This window comes from Maribacter aquimarinus (assembly GCF_047345505.1).
GTDB lineage: Bacteria > Bacteroidota > Bacteroidia > Flavobacteriales > Flavobacteriaceae > Maribacter.
The window spans coordinates 126,955-146,996 of record NZ_JBLFEO010000008.1 but is presented as its reverse complement, the minus strand read 5'-3'; the positions used below and the strand labels follow the sequence as shown (position 1 = coordinate 146,996).

At 49.0% G+C, this 20,042-nt stretch carries 16 protein-coding genes; 2 read left to right on the top strand and 14 right to left on the bottom strand.

Annotation, left to right across the window (positions count from 1 at the left end; all coding sequences use genetic code 11):
• Window positions 1-79: 79 nt before the first annotated feature.
• A complete protein-coding gene (locus ACKWCC_RS08060) occupies window positions 80-1,111 on the bottom strand; it encodes a hypothetical protein (RefSeq protein WP_413995408.1) in 1,032 nt (343 codons plus the stop codon).
• Window positions 1,108-2,001 (bottom strand): hypothetical protein, encoded by an 894-nt coding sequence (locus ACKWCC_RS08055; protein WP_413995407.1) that lies wholly within the window; start codon window positions 1,999-2,001, stop codon window positions 1,108-1,110. Before ACKWCC_RS08055 ends, ACKWCC_RS08060 begins: the two co-directional genes overlap by 4 nt.
• Window positions 2,002-2,381: 380 nt before the next feature.
• On the opposite strand from ACKWCC_RS08055, the gene ACKWCC_RS08050 reads away from it, so the two are divergent.
• Entirely contained in the window at window positions 2,382-3,158 is a 777-nt protein-coding gene (locus ACKWCC_RS08050) for a class I SAM-dependent methyltransferase (RefSeq protein WP_413995406.1), read from the top strand.
• Window positions 3,159-3,242: 84 nt separating this feature from the next.
• Here the strand turns inward: ACKWCC_RS08050 and ACKWCC_RS08045 are convergent, their stop codons facing one another.
• The 11 genes from ACKWCC_RS08045 to ACKWCC_RS07995 all read right to left on the bottom strand — a co-directional run bounded on the left by ACKWCC_RS08045 (window position 3,243) and on the right by ACKWCC_RS07995 (window position 17,291).
• Window positions 3,243-4,607 (bottom strand): efflux transporter outer membrane subunit, encoded by a 1,365-nt coding sequence (locus tag ACKWCC_RS08045; protein WP_413995405.1) that lies wholly within the window; start codon window positions 4,605-4,607, stop codon window positions 3,243-3,245.
• The gene (locus ACKWCC_RS08040; protein WP_413995404.1) at window positions 4,594-5,619 is read right to left on the bottom strand and encodes a DUF2955 domain-containing protein; all 1,026 of its coding nucleotides are present in this window, start codon (window positions 5,617-5,619) and stop codon (window positions 4,594-4,596) included. The genes ACKWCC_RS08045 and ACKWCC_RS08040 overlap by 14 nt, the downstream gene beginning before the upstream one ends.
• A gap of 8 nt (window positions 5,620-5,627) precedes the next feature.
• Entirely contained in the window at window positions 5,628-6,755 is a 1,128-nt protein-coding gene (locus ACKWCC_RS08035; RefSeq protein ID WP_413995403.1) for an HlyD family secretion protein, read from the bottom strand.
• Window positions 6,756-7,104: 349 nt separating this feature from the next.
• A complete protein-coding gene (locus tag ACKWCC_RS08030) occupies window positions 7,105-7,476 on the bottom strand; it encodes a hypothetical protein (protein ID WP_413995402.1) in 372 nt (123 codons plus the stop codon).
• 89 nt (window positions 7,477-7,565) lie between these two features.
• Window positions 7,566-8,687 (bottom strand): helix-turn-helix domain-containing protein, encoded by a 1,122-nt coding sequence (locus ACKWCC_RS08025; protein WP_413995401.1) that lies wholly within the window; start codon window positions 8,685-8,687, stop codon window positions 7,566-7,568.
• A gap of 127 nt (window positions 8,688-8,814) precedes the next feature.
• Complete coding sequence (locus ACKWCC_RS08020) at window positions 8,815-9,204, bottom strand: hypothetical protein (RefSeq protein WP_413995400.1); 390 nt, start codon at window positions 9,202-9,204, stop codon at window positions 8,815-8,817.
• A 582-nt stretch (window positions 9,205-9,786) separates the two neighbouring features.
• Window positions 9,787-9,930, bottom strand: a complete 144-nt coding sequence (locus ACKWCC_RS08015) for a hypothetical protein (RefSeq protein WP_413995399.1) — start codon at window positions 9,928-9,930, stop codon at window positions 9,787-9,789.
• A gap of 344 nt (window positions 9,931-10,274) precedes the next feature.
• A complete protein-coding gene (locus ACKWCC_RS08010; RefSeq protein WP_413995398.1) occupies window positions 10,275-11,000 on the bottom strand; it encodes a DUF2071 domain-containing protein in 726 nt (241 codons plus the stop codon).
• Window positions 11,001-11,090: 90 nt separating this feature from the next.
• Entirely contained in the window at window positions 11,091-11,522 is a 432-nt protein-coding gene (locus ACKWCC_RS08005) for a hypothetical protein (RefSeq protein ID WP_413995397.1), read from the bottom strand.
• Window positions 11,523-11,704: 182 nt separating this feature from the next.
• Window positions 11,705-16,711: a DUF4132 domain-containing protein gene (locus ACKWCC_RS08000; protein ID WP_413995396.1), complete on the bottom strand. Its 5,007-nt coding sequence runs from the start codon at window positions 16,709-16,711 to the stop codon at window positions 11,705-11,707.
• 13 nt (window positions 16,712-16,724) lie between these two features.
• On the bottom strand, window positions 16,725-17,291 hold the full coding sequence (locus ACKWCC_RS07995; protein WP_413995395.1) for a DUF6714 family protein: 567 nt from the start codon (window positions 17,289-17,291) through the stop codon (window positions 16,725-16,727).
• 536 nt (window positions 17,292-17,827) lie between these two features.
• Between ACKWCC_RS07995 and ACKWCC_RS07990 the strand changes: the two genes are divergently transcribed.
• Complete coding sequence (locus ACKWCC_RS07990; RefSeq protein WP_413995394.1) at window positions 17,828-18,661, top strand: hypothetical protein; 834 nt, start codon at window positions 17,828-17,830, stop codon at window positions 18,659-18,661.
• Between the two features lie 487 nt (window positions 18,662-19,148).
• Here ACKWCC_RS07990 and ACKWCC_RS07985 read toward each other — a convergent pair whose 3' ends face one another.
• On the bottom strand, window positions 19,149-20,039 hold the full coding sequence (locus ACKWCC_RS07985) for a PorP/SprF family type IX secretion system membrane protein (RefSeq protein ID WP_413995393.1): 891 nt from the start codon (window positions 20,037-20,039) through the stop codon (window positions 19,149-19,151).
• Window positions 20,040-20,042: the final 3 nt, after the last annotated feature.

Sequence of the window (20,042 nt, the reverse complement as noted above, 5' to 3'; positions counted from 1 at the left end):
GTTCATCTGTTCCTAAAACCCCCTGTTTTCCGTTAAAATACCATAGTGTTTTTGTAATGATGAAACTCCGGCACCATTCTTACTTTGTAACCGAATAATACCTGAGCTCGTATTTATTTTCATGCAATCCTCCAATTTCAATACCAGTCTTGAACATAGATTCGAAAACGGCATTCATTTGTACCTCTGCACTATCTGGGCCTATTTTATCTTGAATAAGCGCTTTTATCTCTGCCTCGGAAAGACCTTCCCTTCTAAAAGAATCACCAAAATCCTGCGCCTGTATTTTTTCATAAAACTCCTTTGTACCAAAAAAAATCAACTTGGAACTATGTAATACGTAACCCTTTAAACTTAGATATCTGCCTGTCTCCGAATCTTCCAAATAGCGCTCGGAACCCTTAATTTTAAGCATTAGAATGGGCGAGGTCATTGCGCCTTCAGTGGCATCGTTTCCTGTTCTAAACCCTTCAAAATGACCCAAACTGTTTTTTACCCTTTGGGCCAGTGCCTTTCCGTACGCGTGGGCATCAAAAATTGTATCTTCCTGGGAAACCAGGATAGAAGGAAATCTTACCGTAAACCGATAATCGTAGCCCATGGAATCCAATTCCGTGGTTCGTGCCATATAGGTATCGGGCAACTTTTCTAGACTGTCTTTTTTTCTTAGGTAGGCCTCCCGTGGTTCATTTATGAACTTCAGCGCCACAGGTTTTCCATGTTTTCTTAAATCTCCTGTTTGGAACGTATTGAACTTACGGCCCAAGATAGCATGCTGTAATTGGTTATTTTTAAAGAGACGTATGCCATGGAATCCCCGTCCTCCCTCTGCTGGCAGATAGGTCATCCAATTAATATCCGTTTTGATCCTGTTTTTATTCTCTTCCAACACTACGGCATCATCAATGACCAGGGCCTGGGGTTCATCATCCAATATAATGGCATAATCTCCCGTGGTAAAATCAGTATCATAAAAAATAGCGTCTTTATCAACAAACACACCTCCCAAGGCAGCATTTACGGATTTTTTACCTTGGATAGCACATGCTCTAACAAGAAGGACAAATAACAAAATTGCACCTAAAAATAAGAGGACAGTTCTTGGTTTCATAGCTTTTTACGGATCTGCTGCAAGTAGGTTTGCAAGGTACGGATATCTAGGTGCCGGGGTTTTAAAAGGTAAACCTTGTCATCCAACAAATAGGGGTTGGTATTTGGTGTGTTTTCATCAAAGAGATAAAGACTGAACTGACCGTTACCCCAAATGACCAATTCGTTATAGGCCTGGCTCGGCAAAGGTTCGCTATGATCTAGTTTTCGGACCGTGGTAGATGCCAAATACAGCCCCAAATCATCAAATGTGTGGTGGGGGTTGTTGTTTTCTATGTTTCTAAAGCTCATCCCGCGGCCTTTTTTTAGGATGAATTTCCGTAGTTCCTTAAAGTCGTTCACCGAGAAATCTTCCGTAACATCAACATACTTAGCCGCTTTTATGGCGTTCCAGTCGTCCAATAGGCTATATATCCCGTCTGGAAAGGCTTGCTTCCCTTCCATTCTAAACTTTACGTCCTGTCCTTGGTCAAAACGCACATGCCGGCCATCAATACGTCCTGTTTGTAGCTCATAGACAAAATCTTTCATATAAGGATAGCTTAAATTTTCTTCCGTATCTGCATAAAAAGACATCTTGCGCAAATCTTTGATATCCTCATATTGCAGGTACAGCACCGCATTCAACGTACCCTCTTCTTCATAAAAACTGGTATGGGCCAAGCGCAAGGGCGCCATATCTTCCCTAAGCGTCTGTGCCTGCATCAGGGAATCCAAAGCAACTTTGGCCACATCACGGTACTGCTCCACACTGACCAAATCCAACTGTTTTATCGTCACCTGCCTGTTGGCCCTATCTATGTGGATCTCTGCGGATCTTGCCGTAATGGGCAGGTTGTCATTGGATAGAAAGGACACCAGGGCCAACAACAATATCTTTACTTCTTCCATACTGGTTATTTTAAGCTCTTCCTGTCCCGATAGGACAGCACTGTGTTCTGATGTTGCCGATTTCCATGCCTTTTTCCTGTTCCAAAAATCCCAAGGATTGCCCATTTTCCGGCAACATGCTTCCTTGGGCCAGGGCACGCTCCGATTTTTTTGCTTCCAAATGATGAAAAACAATCCAAAACCGGAAGGCCTTACTTTGTAACGACAAATACACCTTATTATTCTACCATAACACCCCGCTAAACCTGAATGTTTGGGAGAGAGTAAAAGGCTGTTGCAATTTAGGTCGATGGCCGTGTTTGCCAAACCCTGTTTTCCGTGAAAACGATGGCCTTTTTCATCAAGGGCCACTGTACCTTCTCACCAACAACCTTGCTCCCTTGCAAAGAACATCATCCCTAAACCTTATCTTTGGCGCACAACCCATATTTTTTTTTTTGATTCCCGTGGATTACAATGACATCATGGCCCGCCACTACGCCAGCTACCGGCCGCCCTTGCACCGCCCCATTCTGAAAACGGCCTTGGGAACGGAACGGTTTGGAACCGGGTTGGACGTGGGCTGTGGCACCGGGATTTCCACAAAGGCCCTTTTAGCGTTCTGCCGGCAAGTGGTTGGCACAGATCCCAGTGAGGCCATGCTCTCCCAGGCCAAGGCCACCCACAATACGCTCTTTTGCAAAATGACCGGAAACAAACTGCCCTTCCCCGATGCCCATTTTGACATCTGCACCTATGCCGGCTCTTGGTGGTACGGGAAAAGTGACGCCTTGTTGCAGGAAACCCTGCGGGTCACGGCCCCCAACGGAACCCTGCTGCTGTACGATTTTGAAGTGCGGTTAGCCCCCTACCTGGACCTATTGCAACTAACGGCCCCACCACCCTCGGGATACGACCATAGGGCCGATTTCTCTGGATTTGCCGCGGCACCCGAACTGCTAACCAAGCAGCAGCGGGAATTTTCTTTGGACATGGACCCTACATCCATGGCCCACCTGCTCTGTGCAGATGCGAACCTCTACGGGCAATTGACCACAATCTACGGGGAAACCCATCTTTTTGAGCGGTTGGTACAGGAACTGCAAAGGCATGAGAACAACAAGTGGCCGGCCGTAATGGCAGTGGCCCACCTTAGCCGTTACCGGGCGCATTCCTAGTTGGGGCGCCCGCTTTTGTGCCGATTTGGGTGGGCCACGGACATGGGCGGGAAAAATGACGCCCTTAACGCGGCAAAGGCAGCCTCAGGGTGCCTCCGGTGCTTCCCAACCGCCGCCCAAAGCTTGGTAAAGGGTCACGGTGCTGCTCAGCTTCAATTGCATCACTTCCGAAGCCCGGAGCATGGTGGCAAAGGAAGAGCGCTGCAGGTCCAACACCTCCAAATAGCTGCTCACCCCATTGTCATACCGCACCCAGGCCAGGTCCAGGGCGCGCTTGGCAGCCTCCACTTGTGCCACTCTGGACTGCAGTTCCCTGTCATAGGTGTTTACCGCCACCAGGGCGTCCTCCACCTCGCGCATGGCATTTACAAAGGTGTTTTGGTAGGTGAACAGCAGCTGTTCGGTAAGTTCACGGTTCAGGGCCACCCGCCTTTTGTTCTCCTTGGAGTTGAAGATGGGCCCCAAGACCTGGGCGCCCAGATCGGCAAATGCCACCGCCGGATTGAGCAGGGACGCCCCAAGATTGGCCGAAAGGGTAATGTTGGGGTACAGCAGGGCCTCGGTGGCCCCCAGACGGTAGGTCTGGGCCTGCAACTGGTGTTCCACGGCCCTGATGTCCGGCCTGCGGTCCAGGAGGCGGGAGGGCATGCCAACGGGCAGCACCGGCGGCAGCACCTGCTCCTGCAAGGGCAGCCCACGGGGAATGTCCATGGGCGGACGGCCCAACAACACACTGATGCCGTTCTCGGTCTGGGTGCGCAGGCGCGTAAAGGTCTGGATGATCGCTTTGGCCTCCTCTACCTGTATCTGTGCTTGGTTCACAATGACCTCCGAGACCAGACCGGCATTGTTCCGGGCCTTGGTGATCTCCAAATTGCTCTGCCAGGTGGCCGCGGTCTCTTCTGCAATGAGCAGCCTGTTGTCCAGGTCCCGCAACAAGAAGTAGGCGTTGGCCACACCGCCCACCAGGGCCAGGGTAATGCTCCTGTAGGCCTCCTCGGTGGCCAAAAAATCTTGGTAGGATGCGTCCCTGAGATTGCGAAACTGCCCCCAAAGGTCCACCTGATAGGAAACGGGAACCACAGGGGCCACCGAGGATGTTGTTTGCACGGAACTAAGGGTGGTGCCCACATCCAGACCATAGTTGACCCTGGGAAACAGATTGGCCCTGACAATGTCCAACTGGGCCTCTGCCTGCCTGATCCGGGTGCCCGCCACGGCAAGGTCCAAATTGTTGGTCAGGGCGGTATCCAACAAGGCCAAGAGCACAGGGTCTTTAAAAAGCGACCACCAGGGCAAGTTGGCCACCTCGGCACTTTCCTGAACGGAATAGCGATAGGCCGTGGGCAGGCCGTCCGTTGGGCGCTCATAGACCTGCCCCAACCGACAGCCCGATAGCAGCAGGAAGGCCCCAAAAAACGTTACGATGACTCTTCTACGCTTTACCATACTCTTTTCTCCATTCATAAATAAAACCAAAGAACACTGCCACATAGATCACCGCCATCATGATCTGGGACACACGGACCCACACCTTGGTGCCGGCATCCGTACTGCCAAAGGAAGTGGTGATGCCAATGACCAAGAGGAAGGTGGTGAAGGCCGTACCGTAGATCGGCGCCAGAGGGGATGGGCCAAACAAACGGGAGGCAATGAAGATGCCCACCAACAACATCAACAAAAAATAAAAGGGCAGGGTGGGCACCAAAGCCACCAATTCATAGAACACAATGGCCAGCACCCCACCGATGAGATTGCCCAAGACCAGCAATTTTCCCTCGTCAAAACCCTTTCCAAAACCTTTTTGAAAGGTTAGGATGGAAATGTAGATAAGGACCAAGAGGGCACTGGTGAGCTCCACAAAATAAAAGAGCAAGACCGCAGGAAAAATGACGATGGTCTTGGTGAGCGCCTCGCGATACTCCTTTTTTCGGTACCCCGTGGTCCGTACGGGGGGCAGGGACGCCTTTGCCGGGGCCGGAACCCCATCTGCCGGAAAAACGTAGTAGCACAACCAGGTGAGCAGTACGCTGGCAGATGCCATGACCACCATGCCAAGACTAATGCCCTGGGCCAGGGCCACGGATTTGGTGGCCAAGTTGGGAATGGACAACAAGCAGGCCATCAACAAGATCTTCACCGGGGGCGGCAGGAGTTTGTGCCGAGCATAAAAAATGTGGAAGATGAGCAAAAAGAGCACCAAGATGAGCACGGCCGGATAATCCACAAAAAACAAAATGACCACATTCACAAAAAGAACGGCAAGGGCCATGACCACCATGAACATAAGGCCTTCCGCCAGACCCAGGGCCTTGTTGCCCGCCAAGAACGGCAAGGCCAGCAACGGCAACAGGTAGCCCATGAGCCCACCAAAGGTAATGGCCAGCAAGAGCCCCACCGTGGCCCCAAAGGCATAGCGCAAGATGTTCCGTTGATGTCCGTTCCGGGCCATTGGGTTCATTCCGTTCCCTATCTAAGGTAAGACAATGTGCTGTTGATCCGTATGCGTGCCTTGGCAATGGTGTTCAACAAAAAGTTGTCATTGGTGTACACCACCGCATCCACCTGCCCACCGAGCCGGCTTTTTGTGCGCAATTGCTCCTTGTCATAGGAGATGATGACGGGAAAGCGCTGCGGCTCGCGCAACCATCCCTTGTTTGCCCGTGGTGCCGGGAGTTGTCCCCTGCTTACATTGCCCGACTTTACCCCGTAGCCAATGCTGCTCACCCTGCCCTTGTAAATGGTTCCGGGATCTACATCGAGGGTAAACTCCACGGCATCGCCCACTTCCATATTGCTCAGGTTGTTTTCCTTCATGGCGGCCTCGATCCAATAATCGGACGAGGAGACGAACATGGCCAAGGGCTGCCCAACCTGGCTGTAGTAGCCCAGGTCCACGTTAAAGCTCTCAATGGCCCCCGAGGAAGGTGCCAGGACGGTGCTGAACTGTAGGTTGAGCTGTGCTTGTTCCAAGGCCACCAGGGCGGCCCGGAACTGGGCGTTCTCCTCTCCGGAGATGCCCAACTGCAGCTGGGCGCGCTCCAAATCGGCCTGGGCCGAGGACACCCGCTCCGCCGCAGATGCCAGGGAGGTCTCCGCCCGGTCCTTATCTGCCAGGGAAAGGGCTCCGGGGCTCTCCAGCAACACCTTTTGCACCCGATCGTAATTGCGCTGTGCCCGATCTTGTTGCGCCCTGGCCATGCCCAAACGGCCCGCGGCCGATTTTACGGTGGCCGTACGTGCCCCCACCATTTGGGCGGCATTGTCCAATTGCGCCTCTGCCGACTTCACCGCCAAGAGAAAGGGGCGCTGGTCCAGTTGAAAGAGGGTGTCTCCCTTTTGCACCAGGCTGTGCAGCTTTATGTTCATGTCCGTGACATAACCGGAGACCCTGGGGTAAATGGGTATGGCCAGCCCCCTTACAATGGCCTGGTCGGTGTAGGGCGTGTGCCGATCCGAAAAGACATGCCAGGCAAAAATGAGCACAATGGCCACAAGAAGGGTGCGCGTGAGCACCACCACGGGCGATTTCTTCCGTTTCCCTTCAACGGTTTCCGTTTCCTTTTCCGGGAGATTTCCCGCTGTTTGTTCAGACATCTTTATCAGGACAATTTAAGGTTCATCTTTAGAGCAGGCATCCGGGCCAAAAAAAAAATCCGGGCAATGGGCCCATCTTGGCCGCTGCTCTTTTCCGAAACAAACACCACAAAACCAGTCTGTAGCGCACGTACAGCTCCGTTTTTAGGTGTTTTAGGGTCAAAAATACTGCTCCTTGACCATATATCCCCATTTTTTTTTGTGCGGTCTTGCCCCCTGCCCTTCCTGACCCCGATGTTGCTCTGATCTTTCCACCACGGGTTCAAAGCCGGGCGGCCCAATGGTTTGGCCCCATCATCCCCGGCTCCGGAATGGGGCTTAACCACCCCTAGAAAACCAGGGACTTAGGTTAGAGGTATTCCAAAATATGGAGATGGAGCACGGTTTCCCCAATGTTCCTAATGTCCGTGGTCACGGTTTTGCCGCCGTGGTCCACATAGCCAAAATCCTGGGTGTCAAAAACACAAAGGTCTATGCGCCCATTGACGTTTGCCAATACCGCCATGCCCCCAGTGCTGCAAGACCAACTGTATTTTTTTGGCAACCTCCTAAAGGCCATTCGTTCCCGGGGCAACAAGTTGATCTGCCAAAGCCTCACAAACTCGTTCTGCATCACCATCTTTCCCAGGGTAGCCGGAAAATAATTTTGTCGGAGTTCCTCCAATTTATAATCCTCCCAGTGGGTGTAGTCATGCTGACTGTTCAATTCTACGTATCGCATCCTCTGCTTTTTTTGGGCAAAGGTTGCTGCGTTTGGCCGCTCTAAAAACAAAAGGGGCACCAGGCTGGTAGTGATTTCGGAAATCCGTACTATGTTGCCGTTTCCGGACGTTTTTGGAAGGCCAATGGGGTGGTGCCGGTAACACTTTTAAAGGCGCTGTAGAAGGCACTCTTGCTCTGGAAACCCACTTCACTGCCCACGCCCTCCATGGTGATGTTCGCTTTGGAGGGGTCCACCAACAGTTCCTTGGCCTTATTGACCCTGTAGGTGTTCACGAAGCGGTTGAAATTCTTTCCCGTGAATACGTTTATGGCCTTGGACAGTTTTTTGGGATGCTCCCCAAGGGCCACGGCCACTTCCACAATGTTCAGTTCTGGATCGGTATAGGGCTTTTCGGCGTGGAAGTAGTCCTGTAACTTCACCATCATCACCCCCATTTCCTTGGGTTCCTTTTGGGGTTTCAAGGCCTTGGAGCGTGGCCTTAGCACAAGGCCATATTCCGTGGGGTTGGTGAGCACCCGTTGCACGCTGTACTGTTTTGTGCCGTAAAAACTGAGCCAATACACCGTGAGCAATAAAATGACCACAAAAGGCAAATGGGTCCATTGATAACCCGTGCCGGACAATAGAATGCCCAAGGAAAGAGCACATAGCAAGAGTCCAAAAACCACGAAGGTCCTGGCCCATTTCAGCTCTTTTCTATATACCGATGAAAAGACCTCGTTGACCTCTGCAATGTGTGCATCAATATACCTGATGTTCAAAAAACCAATGAAGAAACAGTACCCGTGGCCAAGGATAAAACTGATCTGACTAACATCCCTGTTAAAGTTGTCCAAGCCCAACCATTGTTCCGGAACAAACAACGCCAAGGGCTTGAGCACCAAAACCAAAAGTCCGGGCAAGAACATCCAGTACACACGGTTGGACCGTTTAAAAATAGAGACCCTTTGAGTGTAGAGAAAGAACAGCGGACTCAACAGCCATATATTGCGGAGCGGGAGCCAGTGCAAAAGGGGCAGCTCTTGCCAAACATTCAAATTTTTTAAAATGGAGGGCACGATCTCCAAGGAGAAAAGAAAAAGGAAAATGCCCAAGGGAAAGGTGGGCTTGTTGCGCTTGCTCACCAAGATAAGATAAGCCCCCACCAGAATGCCCTGTGCGGCGGCAAGGAGCTGTACAATAACGAAAATAAGTGCTTCGGATGACAAAGGTGAACGGGGTTGGTCCAGATAAATGTACACCTTTTGCCCGAAGACAAAAAAAAATGGGCCATGGTTTCCCCATTGTTCCCATGGCCCGGGCCCCATGGCAGGTCCCTTTGGAGACCAAGGGCAATCAGTTGAAGCAGATGGGGCTTTTGTATTCCTGGATCTGTAAGCGCAGGGCACGCGGACCAATGTTTTTTATGTCGGTCACCACGTGCTTGTCCGCATTGTTTATAAAGCCGTGATCGCCCCGCTCGAAGAAAACCAGATCAATGCGCCCGTTGCCGTTGGTAAAGGTGACCGTGCCCCCGGTGGTACACGTCCAACCATAGTTGCTGGGCTGTTTCCTAAAAGACAGCCGCTCCATGGGCAACAGCTCTAAGTTCCATAACCTAAAATGTTCGGTTTCGGCCATTAGGGTGCCCAGTTCATCCGGGTAGCGATCCTGCAACAACTCTTCCAGTTTTTCACATTCCCAATGCGTGTAATCCCCTTTTGGATTTAATTCCACTTGTCGCATACTGTTTTTTTTGGCAAAGGTTCCACAGATGCGGCAAAGCCCCAAGAAATGGGCCTTGAAGCTGGTTTCGATTTCGGAAATCCGAACCGGATTGGGGCCATTAGGGCGTTTTCGCGGTGATATTGAGGAAATGGTGATCTACCTCGGAGCAAGCCTCGGAACATCAAAACCCTTTGGCGGTGCCAATGAAGGTTCCCATTTGCCCGTTTGGATAAAAAAAGGAAGGTTTTTGGTTGATGCCTGCAGGGTGGGGACAGTGCTTTTTAACCCAGATTATGCACTAGTCCCCTGATGAATGGCTTCATAATTTTTCAAAGGATAACTTGGTTGCATGAGTGTTATATAGTAGACTTTCGTCATGAGGATGTAAAGCCCAATAAAATCAAAATTTTTGCGAATGAGGCGCCCGCCTGAATGACTCGGTCGGGCAGGCCCGCCCGAACGTGCCCTTCGGTACGGGCGGGTAGCCATCGCTACGGTGAGTGAGCAAAAGTCAGTGCAACGATTGATTTTGCGGGGATTTGCAGCCGTAATACCTGCCCGTTCCTTTAAGGCGGGGAATTTCTATTGCTTAATCTGGGTTTAATCCAGAACAATACGCTTAAAAACAATTCCCTCCCCTCTGTACACCACCAACTGCACATCGGAGCCTTGGCACACATAAAATTCGGGCGTACTATTGGTTTGCCAGTGGGCCTTGTTCTTTTCAAAGGTGCGGTTGTCCATTGGGGCGTGGTATTTGAGGAAGGGCTGGGGGGCATTCCTCCCAACCAATCATCAACATCTTGGGCATCGATTTTAATGGCGAAGGCATGGCTGCAAGAAGACCCTCCGGGAACCAAGGTTCCTCTATTGGAAAAGCCATTGACGTTAAACAAGTGAAACTCGGCATCCCGAATATCGCTGTGCGCTACAATCCCATTTTTTAGGGCCCGGAGCCTTTCTGCCTTTACCGGACAGTCCGTGCTCTTTAGATAATTGCTGTTATGGGAAGGCCCACATCCCAGCGCCAGAAACCACCACAAGAAATCTACTAGGACTGTCTTTATCAATGTTATGAATTTGTTGGCCTACAACGCCTCACTGCCATTAATTTTATCCAAGCCCACCCATTCGTGTTCAACATCCTTCATCAAGAGGGCATTATCAAAGATTACGGAACCTTTGGGGAAAATGGCTTCGTTTTCAAAGAAACTGGATTTCACCTCGGACACTTCTAAAAGTGAGACTTTCCAGTGATAGACTTTGAGTTCCAGTCCCTCAAAATCAGTATTGTCCGGCGAATACCCTACCGAACCCTTTTCAAAAAAATCAGATACACATTCCAAATTTTCAAACACACTATTGGCGTTCCAGTCGTCGGTTTCTTTGGCTTTTATGGATAAGGAGGTGTTGTCCTCGCTTACAAAACCCACTTCATAGGCTCCTTCTTTCTCGTGTACCGTGAATGCTGCCAAATGATGTATTCCCGGAAAAACAGTACCGCCGGCCAGGGCATTCCACTTGGAAGAGGTATCCCTTCTGGGGATAAAAACGCCTTCTTTCACCACTCCGTTTTCCGTCCATTCCACGGCAATCCTATGCGCTCCGTTTTCCGAGGATATGCCAATTTGTCTGGGCAAGCCCTTGGGGCGGATCTCCTTTAGGCGAATCAGACAAATGCCCGCAATGCCCTTACCATTCACCAACTTTGGACGAAAGGGCCTTGGTAGATAATTTTCCAAGACTTCTTGATCCACTTGGTAGTTGATTAGAATTCTACGGTCTATGATGCCTTTTATTTTGGGGATGTTCATTGGCCCTATTCTTTTGTTCCTTCCAAGCCACTGTTTGTAAAACTTGATTTTTCCACCAGTCGTCTTGGGGAAAACCGATCATCTTGGTCCCTACCAATACGCCCCCGACAAAAAGGTCATCCGTATAAAACTGACCACACTTTTTTCAGTTAAGTTCAAAGGATGTTCCAAATCGGTGATTTCGTCATCATCTATAAAAACGAGATAAAGTCCATCTTTATGGGCCACCAAGGCATTTTCAATGGCGGTTTCTTCCACGGCCAGGGTTTTGTTGGCCAGATCGCCAAACGCTATTTTACCGGTTTCGCCCTGCTCTTGGATTTCGGTGGCGTTCAAGAAGGACAGCACGATGTCGCCCTCGCGTTTTTCGTTGTATTTTTTTACTTCGTGGCGCACGCAGGCCCCAATCAACTGTTTTAGGTTTTTCGGGGTGGAATCCAGAACAACATCAATCGTTTTTACTTTTTTCTTGCCGAGGCGTTTTAGTTGCAGGGTGAGTTGGTTCATAATTTTATAGTTCATTTTCATTGCGTTAGGGATTGCAGCGGAAAGCCCACAGCCGCTTTTTCGCGGCGAGGACTTGGGTTTAGCCCCTCCGTCTTCCTCCCGGAACGGTCGGAATCCACCTCCCCTTGAAAATAAGGGGAGGAGCCTTTAATGTTATCCTAATTACTATATCAGACTCTAATAACATTGTTGCTGTATCACCCCTTATGTATCTGCGCCAATACGGTGGGGTCCTGGATTTTATGGTCTTCGGCCAATAGTTTCATTTTTGAAATCAATTCCGCCGTTTTGGGGTCGTCATCCACAAAGGGCAAAAACATACGGCCGCGATGCTGACTGTGCACGGGTATGATGTTGAGGGCGAGGCCGCCCTTGCTCACGTTGGCACTGCCCAGATGGATGCTGTACTCGGCCAGTTTTCCCTTGATGATGATGTGGCGCTGCTTGACCTCAATATTATCCAATTTAAATAATCTTGCGGATTCCCGTGCCAACACGCCGCGCATTTCCATGGTGCTGTGGCTGGCCTCTGGGTCCACGCCGCCCACGTGGGCCACGCTCACCACCAAATCGATATCGCGCATGACCTCGCTGAAGATCACGGGCGGGATATCTGTCATTGGCAGGGGATCGTAGTCTTTGAGCGAGTGAAAACAAACGTACTCCAAGGTGGGCGCCTCCACATCGGCCGGAGAAAACCAGTCGGCCATGGCGTACATGGTGACCATAAAGCCCCGTTTGTGATAGACCTTTTGCAAGCCTTCTTCCCGGTTCACCGTCCAACCACGGCTGCGCAAGAGGGCCACGGTTTTCTTGGGCTGGATCTGGTGCCCTTGGTACCTTTCCGAACGGAAACTGCGCTCGCGTTCGTTGGCCGTTATCAGGTACAATTCCCTGAAAACTTGCTTAAAGGGCTGTACAATGCGGTTCTCAAAGAGGTGTTTTTGATACAGATCCCATTGCACTGCCTGGTACAATTGCGAAGGGTGGGCGATGACCACTTCGTCTTTCCCACTAAGCTTATGCTGTTTACCCCCGGCATTTACCAAAACACCATCTTTGTAAAATCCGGATGCCTTGGTCTTGGGATCGAACAGCACCAATTTGCCCAGCATGGCCCTTACCACGGGATGTCGCATGATTTTGTCCAATTCCCCGGCGCGAAACACATCTTCCCGAATCATGGCATTTTCCAGGGAAAGCCGGGTACGGGAATATTGTTTGGACAAATAGCTCTTCCCATCTTTTAGGGCCTGGATTTTTTTGTCCTTTTTGTATTTGGCGGGAATGGTCTTTTGGGTCTTGTTGCCCTTGAACACCTTAATGTCTGCCTTTCCTTGGTCATCCACGACCAATTTTACGGTCACATCCTGAAACTTGGCCGTGTCATTTTCCATGATTTTCTCCGTGGCCTTGCCCTCCATGGCCCAACCAAAACGGATGCGGTCCTCAAAACCGGCATTTCTGGAAAGGTTGTCCAGCGCAATTTCTGCGGCCGCCTTTTCACTCTCTTGGCGTTGCGCGCCAAACTGCTTGCTTTCCTTGATAAAATTTTGAATCAGGTCATAACGGTTCAACAAGTCTTTCTCGGCATTGGCCTTGCTCAACGGAACCAAGCCCAAGGCCCTTAAATAATCCTTGTCTCGTTTGTCCTTAATTTTTTTGAGGGTCTCGGTGATCTTTACCTCGCCCAGCATGACCCCGCTGTACAATTTTACCTGGCGGTGGCCGTTGCCGTTGGAGATGTATTTGGCCCCATCGTGGAGGAGTTTCCAATTGGCCTTGCCCAGACTGGCATAGACCCGGTTGAACCAATCGATGTCAATGGCGCCCTTAGCAAAATCGGACTTATCAATGCTGGAATAGCGGGCAATGACGGTCTCCTTTTGTGCCGACATATAGTCTGACGCGTGGGCGTGGAACCACCATACGGCACTTTCCAAATTGTCCATGTCCAGGTAGCGCCCGATCCAGGCCGCCCATTGGGTGGCGTAGCAGGCCACCTCCACCAAGCGTTTTTTAGTGATTTTTGCGGCCTTTATTCCTGCTTCAAAATCTTCATAGGTATCGGTTTCGGCCGGAACGCTGATGCTCAAAATGGTACTGAAATTTACCTTCTTACTGTCTCGGTCATGGCTGTACCCCCTGTTCAGGTTCTCCTTGCCCAGCCGTTCCAATATTTCAAAGACGTAGCGCACCCCTTCTACCTTTACAAAATTCCGGATGTACCCCGAGGCCTCGGTGGGCAGATCCCCGCGCTCCATTTCCAACGCAAGCAAATTCGTCTTCAGGCGGTTGAACTTGGGCACCTCAAGGGCATACTCCTTGAACGCACGGGTACGGTAAGAGAATCCGCCATCCAACAGGCGCATAAGATCGGGGGAATAGAGCGCGTAGGTAAGCAATTGTTCCTCTGGCAGCCTGCCCTTTTTGTAGAGGTTTAAGCTGAGGCCCATACTGGGCAACTGCAACAATCGCTGTTCCAGATGCGGACGGAGCACCTCCTTCACCTCCTTGACCTCTTTGGGAAAACCGATGCGCTGCGCCGTGAGGTACCAATACAGGTCATGGTAGTGCTTGGCCTTCCCGGCATCCTTATCCAGCAGGAACCTAAGGTCCTCTTCCCCCAGGGTAAAATGGGATTGAAGAACAAACTGTACCCAGGATACCGTATCATTTCTATATTGATTGGTATTGAGGTTTTTGGTCTTTAAGTGTGCGGGGCAATTGGCGATCATATCCTCCAGCACGTCCATTTTAAAGCACAGCATGCTCCACACATCTCTGTAGGCCCGGTGCAAGGCCAATAAAATGGTGGCCAAGTGCCTGTTCATTATGTCCCGATTCCCAATTTGTTTAATGGGCAGCCCCTTCAACTCCGGATAGTACGATTTGATAAAATCCTTCATCTCGCCCAAACGCTGAAAGGGTTCGCCGTAGCCATTGAGGTAAAACAGCACGTAAAACACCTCAAAATCATTGAGTTTGCTGTTCTGGTACCATTCCTTCCAAACATCCGCCAAGGGCAGATCGTTCAAACGGTCTTCGGCGGTGAAATCCTTGGGGCGCATTGTTTTATGAATTACCTGGTTGCCCAGCAAGGTGGTCTCCATGGCGCCCTGGTAACCCTCGTATTGGTATTCGTGGTCTTTGTGCCCTTCAAACAAGGCCATGAGTTTGCCGATCTGGTCCACGGTCTTCTTTTCGTCCACCAGGCCCTTTAGCCGAAAATCCGATTTTCCCTTTAAAAGCCCCAACACTCCCTTCCTTACCTCAAATTTTGGCTGTGGTCTTATCAAGGGCTCCAATGTTCCGTAATCAATGACCCCAAAACCGTTGGCAAAGCTGTATTGGGCACCCTGTTTCTTGGAGAATTTTGAGAGGAAGACCTCCTCGTTCCTGTTCAGGCTTTTGCGATCTTTATACTGGGTTACCTGCTCGGCCACAAATTCTGGGTAGCGTTCCTCTTCGTCCAAGACCGTTAGAATTTCCAGTCCGGCCAAACGCTGTTCCACTTTGTTGGAACTGACAAGGTTTTTGGTAGTGGCCTGCAAGGACTCCTCCGGTTGTTTTATCAATAATTGGATGGTATTTTTTCTCAGGTCCTTGCCTTTTCGGGATAGTAAGGTTTCCAACAACTCTAGCTCTTGCTCTCCCAAATCCATATAAGCAAACGCTTTGAGTCCGGTGGCCATCACGGCTCCGTTCCTGTCCGTTACCGCTTGGCGCAGCAATACCCGTTGCCAAGCATCCTGGGTAAAGTTCAGTTTTGGGATTTCCTGTTGTTTATTTTGATAATAGTTTCTAGAAAGTGAATAGGTATAGTGCTTGGGGAAAATCTTCCGCATAAAGGCCTCACGGACCTGGTTGGGCAACTTTGATAAATCTTGTGCCAGCAGTATCATCTGTTCTTCCTTGGCAAAACGCACTAGGTAATTGTAGAAATAATAGGGTGTGATGTGGTACTTTTTCCACTCAAAAACGCTGCCGCCAAACCATTTCCCGTCCGTGGGCAGGGCATCTGCGGTGGTTTTTATTTTTTGGAAGAACTCGGTCGTCCATTCAAAAGCGGGCGCGTTCATCAGCAACCAAAAATCCAGCTCCACGTCCTTACCCCACTGCTCCATCATATAGGGCACCAAACTGTGCTGTGTTCTTCCGGTCTGGTAGATGAACATCAAGGCAGATAGTTTTACTTCTTTTGATCTGTGAGCATCAAAAACAAGTTCAAAGGCCTTTTTGTTCGCCGCCACAACATCCCTTAAACCCATGGCCCAAAAGGCCACATAACGTTCCAGATGGTCTTTGCCCTGTATGGCCGGCCCTATCTTTTCCGGTGCGTCCATAAAACCGACCGCCAGTTCCAAGGTACGTTTAATGGTTGATTTTTTGGTGGCATCCCAACCAAAACCGAACCAAGTATCTACCGCTCTAACTACGCTACTAAAACGCATTAAATCCTCTTTTAGCACCGTATTTATCAAGTACCGCAGCGCACCTAGACTGGTTTCGTCCAAGGTCTCCAAAATGGTCTGCCGCAATCCTTCTTGACGTTGTGCCGCCAACAAGAGACCTTCCACCAATTGCCAGTTTTCGGTTTTATCCGTCAGTAAAAGTGCTTTTATGATATCCTTGGACACCGCACCTATTTCATCTTCTCCTTGAATAATATCGGTAATTACCTGTTGCAGTTCTTCATTCCCTTCCTGCAAGACCACCGCAAACAGATAGGCGTTGGCCATGTTCTGGTAAAACCCGGTCAAGCGCGCCTGTTCGGTAAGGGAACAATCTGAAAAACCGTAAACACTGGTGTTGCTCAATTGGCGGAACTGGGCAATGGCATGGGTAATGTGCTTGGCACCCGTGGCAATTCTGAAGGGGCGTCTGTTGTAGCCCTTCTGGTAGGGCAACCGCAATAGCAATGCCCACGTTCTGGCCATGTAAGGCGCACGACCCTCCCCATAGAGGAATTTTGCCAGTTTCAGGCCTTCCGTACTGTCCCAAGGGTTCTGCTTATAGTCCTTGCCAAAAGCATCATTGTAATAGGAAATCATAGGGGTGGTATCGCGGTATTTGGGAAGTTTCCCTACCACCAACTTTCCCAGTATTTGATAGGGCTTGGAGAAAACGCTAAAGGTTTCTTCCTTGAAAGTCCTTTTCTTTTTTCCTTTTAATATGGCCTCTGCCTGCTGTTTTGATATCATTTCTGTATTCTTTTTATGGCACCAGTGCCTTTACCTTCCAAAAAGCGATGGCCTCTTTTAATTCCTCGTGATTTTTATTGAAAAGATGGTTTTGCTTTACTCTGTACTGTTTACAATGCCGTTCTCTTTCTCCTTTGGTATATTCCAAAAAATGAATAACACAGGCTATCTGTTCCGTGTTCAATAAAGAAAATCGACTTTTGGAATAGTCTGACTCCAGATTATGTGTCAACGCAAACTGGATTTCCGGTGGCCAAAGCTTAAAGTCTTTGTCTTCATGCAGTTCCTCCTCTTCGTCCATAAAGACATCCAAAGCAAATAGAAGGTATAAGGGCAGGTGAAAACGCATGCCCTTGGCATCCAAAAAAGATTGGGAACTACTGCATTCATACAAACGCACTATTGGTATTTTTTGCCAATCCAATCGTTCGTCCTTTGCCCTTAAGCGCTCGTACGCCGCTGTATTTTCCAGTCTATCGTCCAAAGCCTGCCCTTCCCAAAGTCCCACGCCATCCTCTAGAACAACGCCTTCAAAAGCTTTATAGATCTTTCCAATAAGCTGGGTTTTAGTGAGGGTCATGGTTATTAGCCTAAAGTGATTTTGTTTCGGTTTATTTTAATTCTACCGGTGCGTTAAAATTACGGGATGGTTCCTTTTTTAAATTCCCTGTTTCCAGTGAAAATAAGCAATACAAAAGTCTTACTTTTATTCTCATCAAGACTATGACCGAAAAAATACTTAAACAAAAGCCCTAGATGTTCTGGAAAAGTACCTTTAACTACAAACAGCCCAAAACCGCGGCATCCATTAACTTTAGAATAGGTTTTATAGCTGAACTATTGTCCAAACAAACAGTAACCAACACCCCTTATTCTTCATTTACACATCCATTTAATGATACCTTGACCAAAGAAGAGGCAAAACTGCTCTTTACACAAGTGAAACAACATATGGGTCTGGCGGGGGCAAACATACAACTGGAGTTTTTCTGGGAAAAACCCTTGGAAACCAAGGAAAATACGGGTTTTATTGATACCTCTGAACTCTACAGGATAGAACGGCTAAAAATTGGTGAATATCTAGAGAACAAGGACGGCTTCACCATTAAATTGGGAATGACCACCCTTAAAAATTTCGATGCACTGGTGTTTACCATGGCCCATGAGCTTGCCCATTATCACCTTTTGGGAAAACACCGGCTTTTTTTTAATGATGAAAAGCTGACCGATATTTACGCCATACGAGCCGGATTTGGAGGCTACTGGCTCAAAGCGCAAAACTGGGAGGATACCACCAACCGGGAACGTTACAGTTATCTAGACAAGAATGAAGGGCTGTTTACCTTGGGAAGGTTAAAACACTTGCATTTGCAAGATGTTGACCTTGAAGCCTTGCACAACAAATGTAGCACTGCGCTTAAAGAGGCCATTGACCAAACCCATGGTTACAACCATATGGAAATACCGTACACGGAAAAGTTTCTCATTGCTAATTTTGCAGATAAAGTGATGCATTCAACCTATGTTGATGCCCCACTGAACGATACCAACATTTATTCCTCCATATCCACATATAACACTTGGGTAAAAAAAGGCCGCGGACGGCTTTTTAAGAAAAAAAGGGCAGATATTGACCAAACCGTGCGCCTGTTTTTAGAAAGCCATAAAAAGTGGGTCATAAAAGAAACTGATTTTCTTTATGGGGCAGAAGCACAATTGAGACGCTTATTGGCTTCCCAACAAGTTAAAGCGGTTAGCACCCTAACAAGCTCATGGAAAAAGCTGCTAAAAAAGCATGACGCAAACATGGACGCACATATGGCACGCTATGAAAAAAATTCCTTTGTGGCCGTGGAAGCGATTGTCCAAAACTTTGCCGACTATAAAACACAAAAAACAATGGATATATACGCTTGGGTAACAGCGGAAATTGGAGGTCTTGATCTCTAAGAAGCCCAATAAAAATAATTTAAATATTTTACACAGCTCACCACCTTGGCCCCCTTTTAATTTGAATCAACCAAACTACAAAAAACCTCTTAGCCATATTTACCGTTAAATGGCATAGCAGTTGCATTCAGCACTTTTGAATATTTTTTGATTTAAGCCGATAGTGAGAACAAAAAAATGCCGCCCTGGACAAAAGACGGCCACTTTTTACCTATCACCAATTCTTAATGCACCATAAGCCTGCTAGGAAAAGTTCCCTGAAAAACGTGAGGTGGCTTTATAGCGGCCAATCTTTTACCGAAGGCAGTTTTTACGAGCAACATGTGCCGTTTTTTCCTCAAAAACCATCGACCCCAAAAATCGTTTGAAGACTTTTGGGGTCGATGGATGGTATAACAACCTTGATCCGAAGCCATTACCAAAACGGAAACACCTTATAAAATGTTGTGCTTCTTTGGGTCTTTCCGGTCTCCGGCGTTTTAACAGCCTAAAAGTGGATTTGCATCATGATTTCGTGCGTGCCTTGATCAATGTTGCGGACATTGCTTTCCAATGCCATTTCATAGGCATAGCCAATATCCAATTTCCCGGCCTTGAACATAAAGATGCCGCTCACACTTTCCGATACCCGGTAGGCCGCCCCCAGATCAATACGGTCATTGAACTCCACCAGTCCGGTAACATCCACGGATAAGGGCGAAGCATTCACATAACGAATCAAGGCACTGGGCTTTAGCACCACGCTCTCGCTCAGCACAACATCGTAGCCACCGGCCAGGTAGTAATGCACCTCATCCACCCCCAAACGGGCCATCCCGTCTTTCTGCTCCAAACGGTCCGGTGTCAGGATCTTTGGAATGGAGAGCGACACAAAATAACGCTCGTTCCTGAGCAAGAGCCCCGCCCCCACATTGGGGGTAAAACGCCCATCAATGTTCATCAACGACATGTCCGGTTGAATGCCGTAGGTGAGCAATCCTTCGGAATTTACGTCATAGGAGGCAAAACTTCCCTTTAGTCCAAAATACAGGTCGTGCGCTTCATCCAGCTTAAGTTTATAAGAAAAATCAAGTGCCACGGAGGTCTGGTTCTCCACAAAGGTCTTGTCGTTGATCACGGAGAGTCCCAGACCCACGTTACGGCCCACGGGCATCCCAAAGACAACACTCTGGGTCTCCGGTGCACCTTGTACGCCGGCCCACTGGCTCCTTACGTTCACGCCTACCTTGGCGGTTTCCCCGGCTCCGGCAAAGGCCGGATTCACAAGGTTCATATTGAACCTGTAAAAGGTATAATTGGGGTCTTGCTGTGCCTGAAGCCCTAGACTGACCCCTAGGGCGAACAAGATGAAAAGTGGTGTTATTTTATTGAATTTCATAAC

What these genes read in the sequence shown, in the direction of transcription:
- ACKWCC_RS08060 (WP_413995408.1), bottom strand. Translation starts at nt 1,111, where the DNA reads ATGAAACCAAGAACTGTCCTCTTATTTTTAGGTGCAATTTTGTTATTT.
- ACKWCC_RS08055 (WP_413995407.1), bottom strand. Translation starts at nt 2,001, where the DNA reads ATGGAAGAAGTAAAGATATTGTTGTTGGCCCTGGTGTCCTTTCTATCC.
- ACKWCC_RS08045 (WP_413995405.1), bottom strand. Translation starts at nt 4,607, where the DNA reads ATGGTAAAGCGTAGAAGAGTCATCGTAACGTTTTTTGGGGCCTTCCTG.
- ACKWCC_RS08040 (WP_413995404.1), bottom strand. Translation starts at nt 5,619, where the DNA reads ATGAACCCAATGGCCCGGAACGGACATCAACGGAACATCTTGCGCTAT.
- ACKWCC_RS08035 (WP_413995403.1), bottom strand. Translation starts at nt 6,755, where the DNA reads ATGTCTGAACAAACAGCGGGAAATCTCCCGGAAAAGGAAACGGAAACC.
- ACKWCC_RS08030 (WP_413995402.1), bottom strand. Translation starts at nt 7,476, where the DNA reads ATGCGATACGTAGAATTGAACAGTCAGCATGACTACACCCACTGGGAG.
- ACKWCC_RS08020 (WP_413995400.1), bottom strand. Translation starts at nt 9,204, where the DNA reads ATGCGACAAGTGGAATTAAATCCAAAAGGGGATTACACGCATTGGGAA.
- ACKWCC_RS08015 (WP_413995399.1), bottom strand. Translation starts at nt 9,930, where the DNA reads ATGGACAACCGCACCTTTGAAAAGAACAAGGCCCACTGGCAAACCAAT.
- ACKWCC_RS08010 (WP_413995398.1), bottom strand. Translation starts at nt 11,000, where the DNA reads ATGAACATCCCCAAAATAAAAGGCATCATAGACCGTAGAATTCTAATC.
- ACKWCC_RS08005 (WP_413995397.1), bottom strand. Translation starts at nt 11,522, where the DNA reads ATGAACTATAAAATTATGAACCAACTCACCCTGCAACTAAAACGCCTC.
- ACKWCC_RS08000 (WP_413995396.1), bottom strand. Translation starts at nt 16,711, where the DNA reads ATGATATCAAAACAGCAGGCAGAGGCCATATTAAAAGGAAAAAAGAAA.
- ACKWCC_RS07995 (WP_413995395.1), bottom strand. Translation starts at nt 17,291, where the DNA reads ATGACCCTCACTAAAACCCAGCTTATTGGAAAGATCTATAAAGCTTTT.
- ACKWCC_RS07990 (WP_413995394.1), top strand. Translation starts at nt 17,828, where the DNA reads ATGACCACCCTTAAAAATTTCGATGCACTGGTGTTTACCATGGCCCAT.
- ACKWCC_RS07985 (WP_413995393.1), bottom strand. Translation starts at nt 20,039, where the DNA reads ATGAAATTCAATAAAATAACACCACTTTTCATCTTGTTCGCCCTAGGG.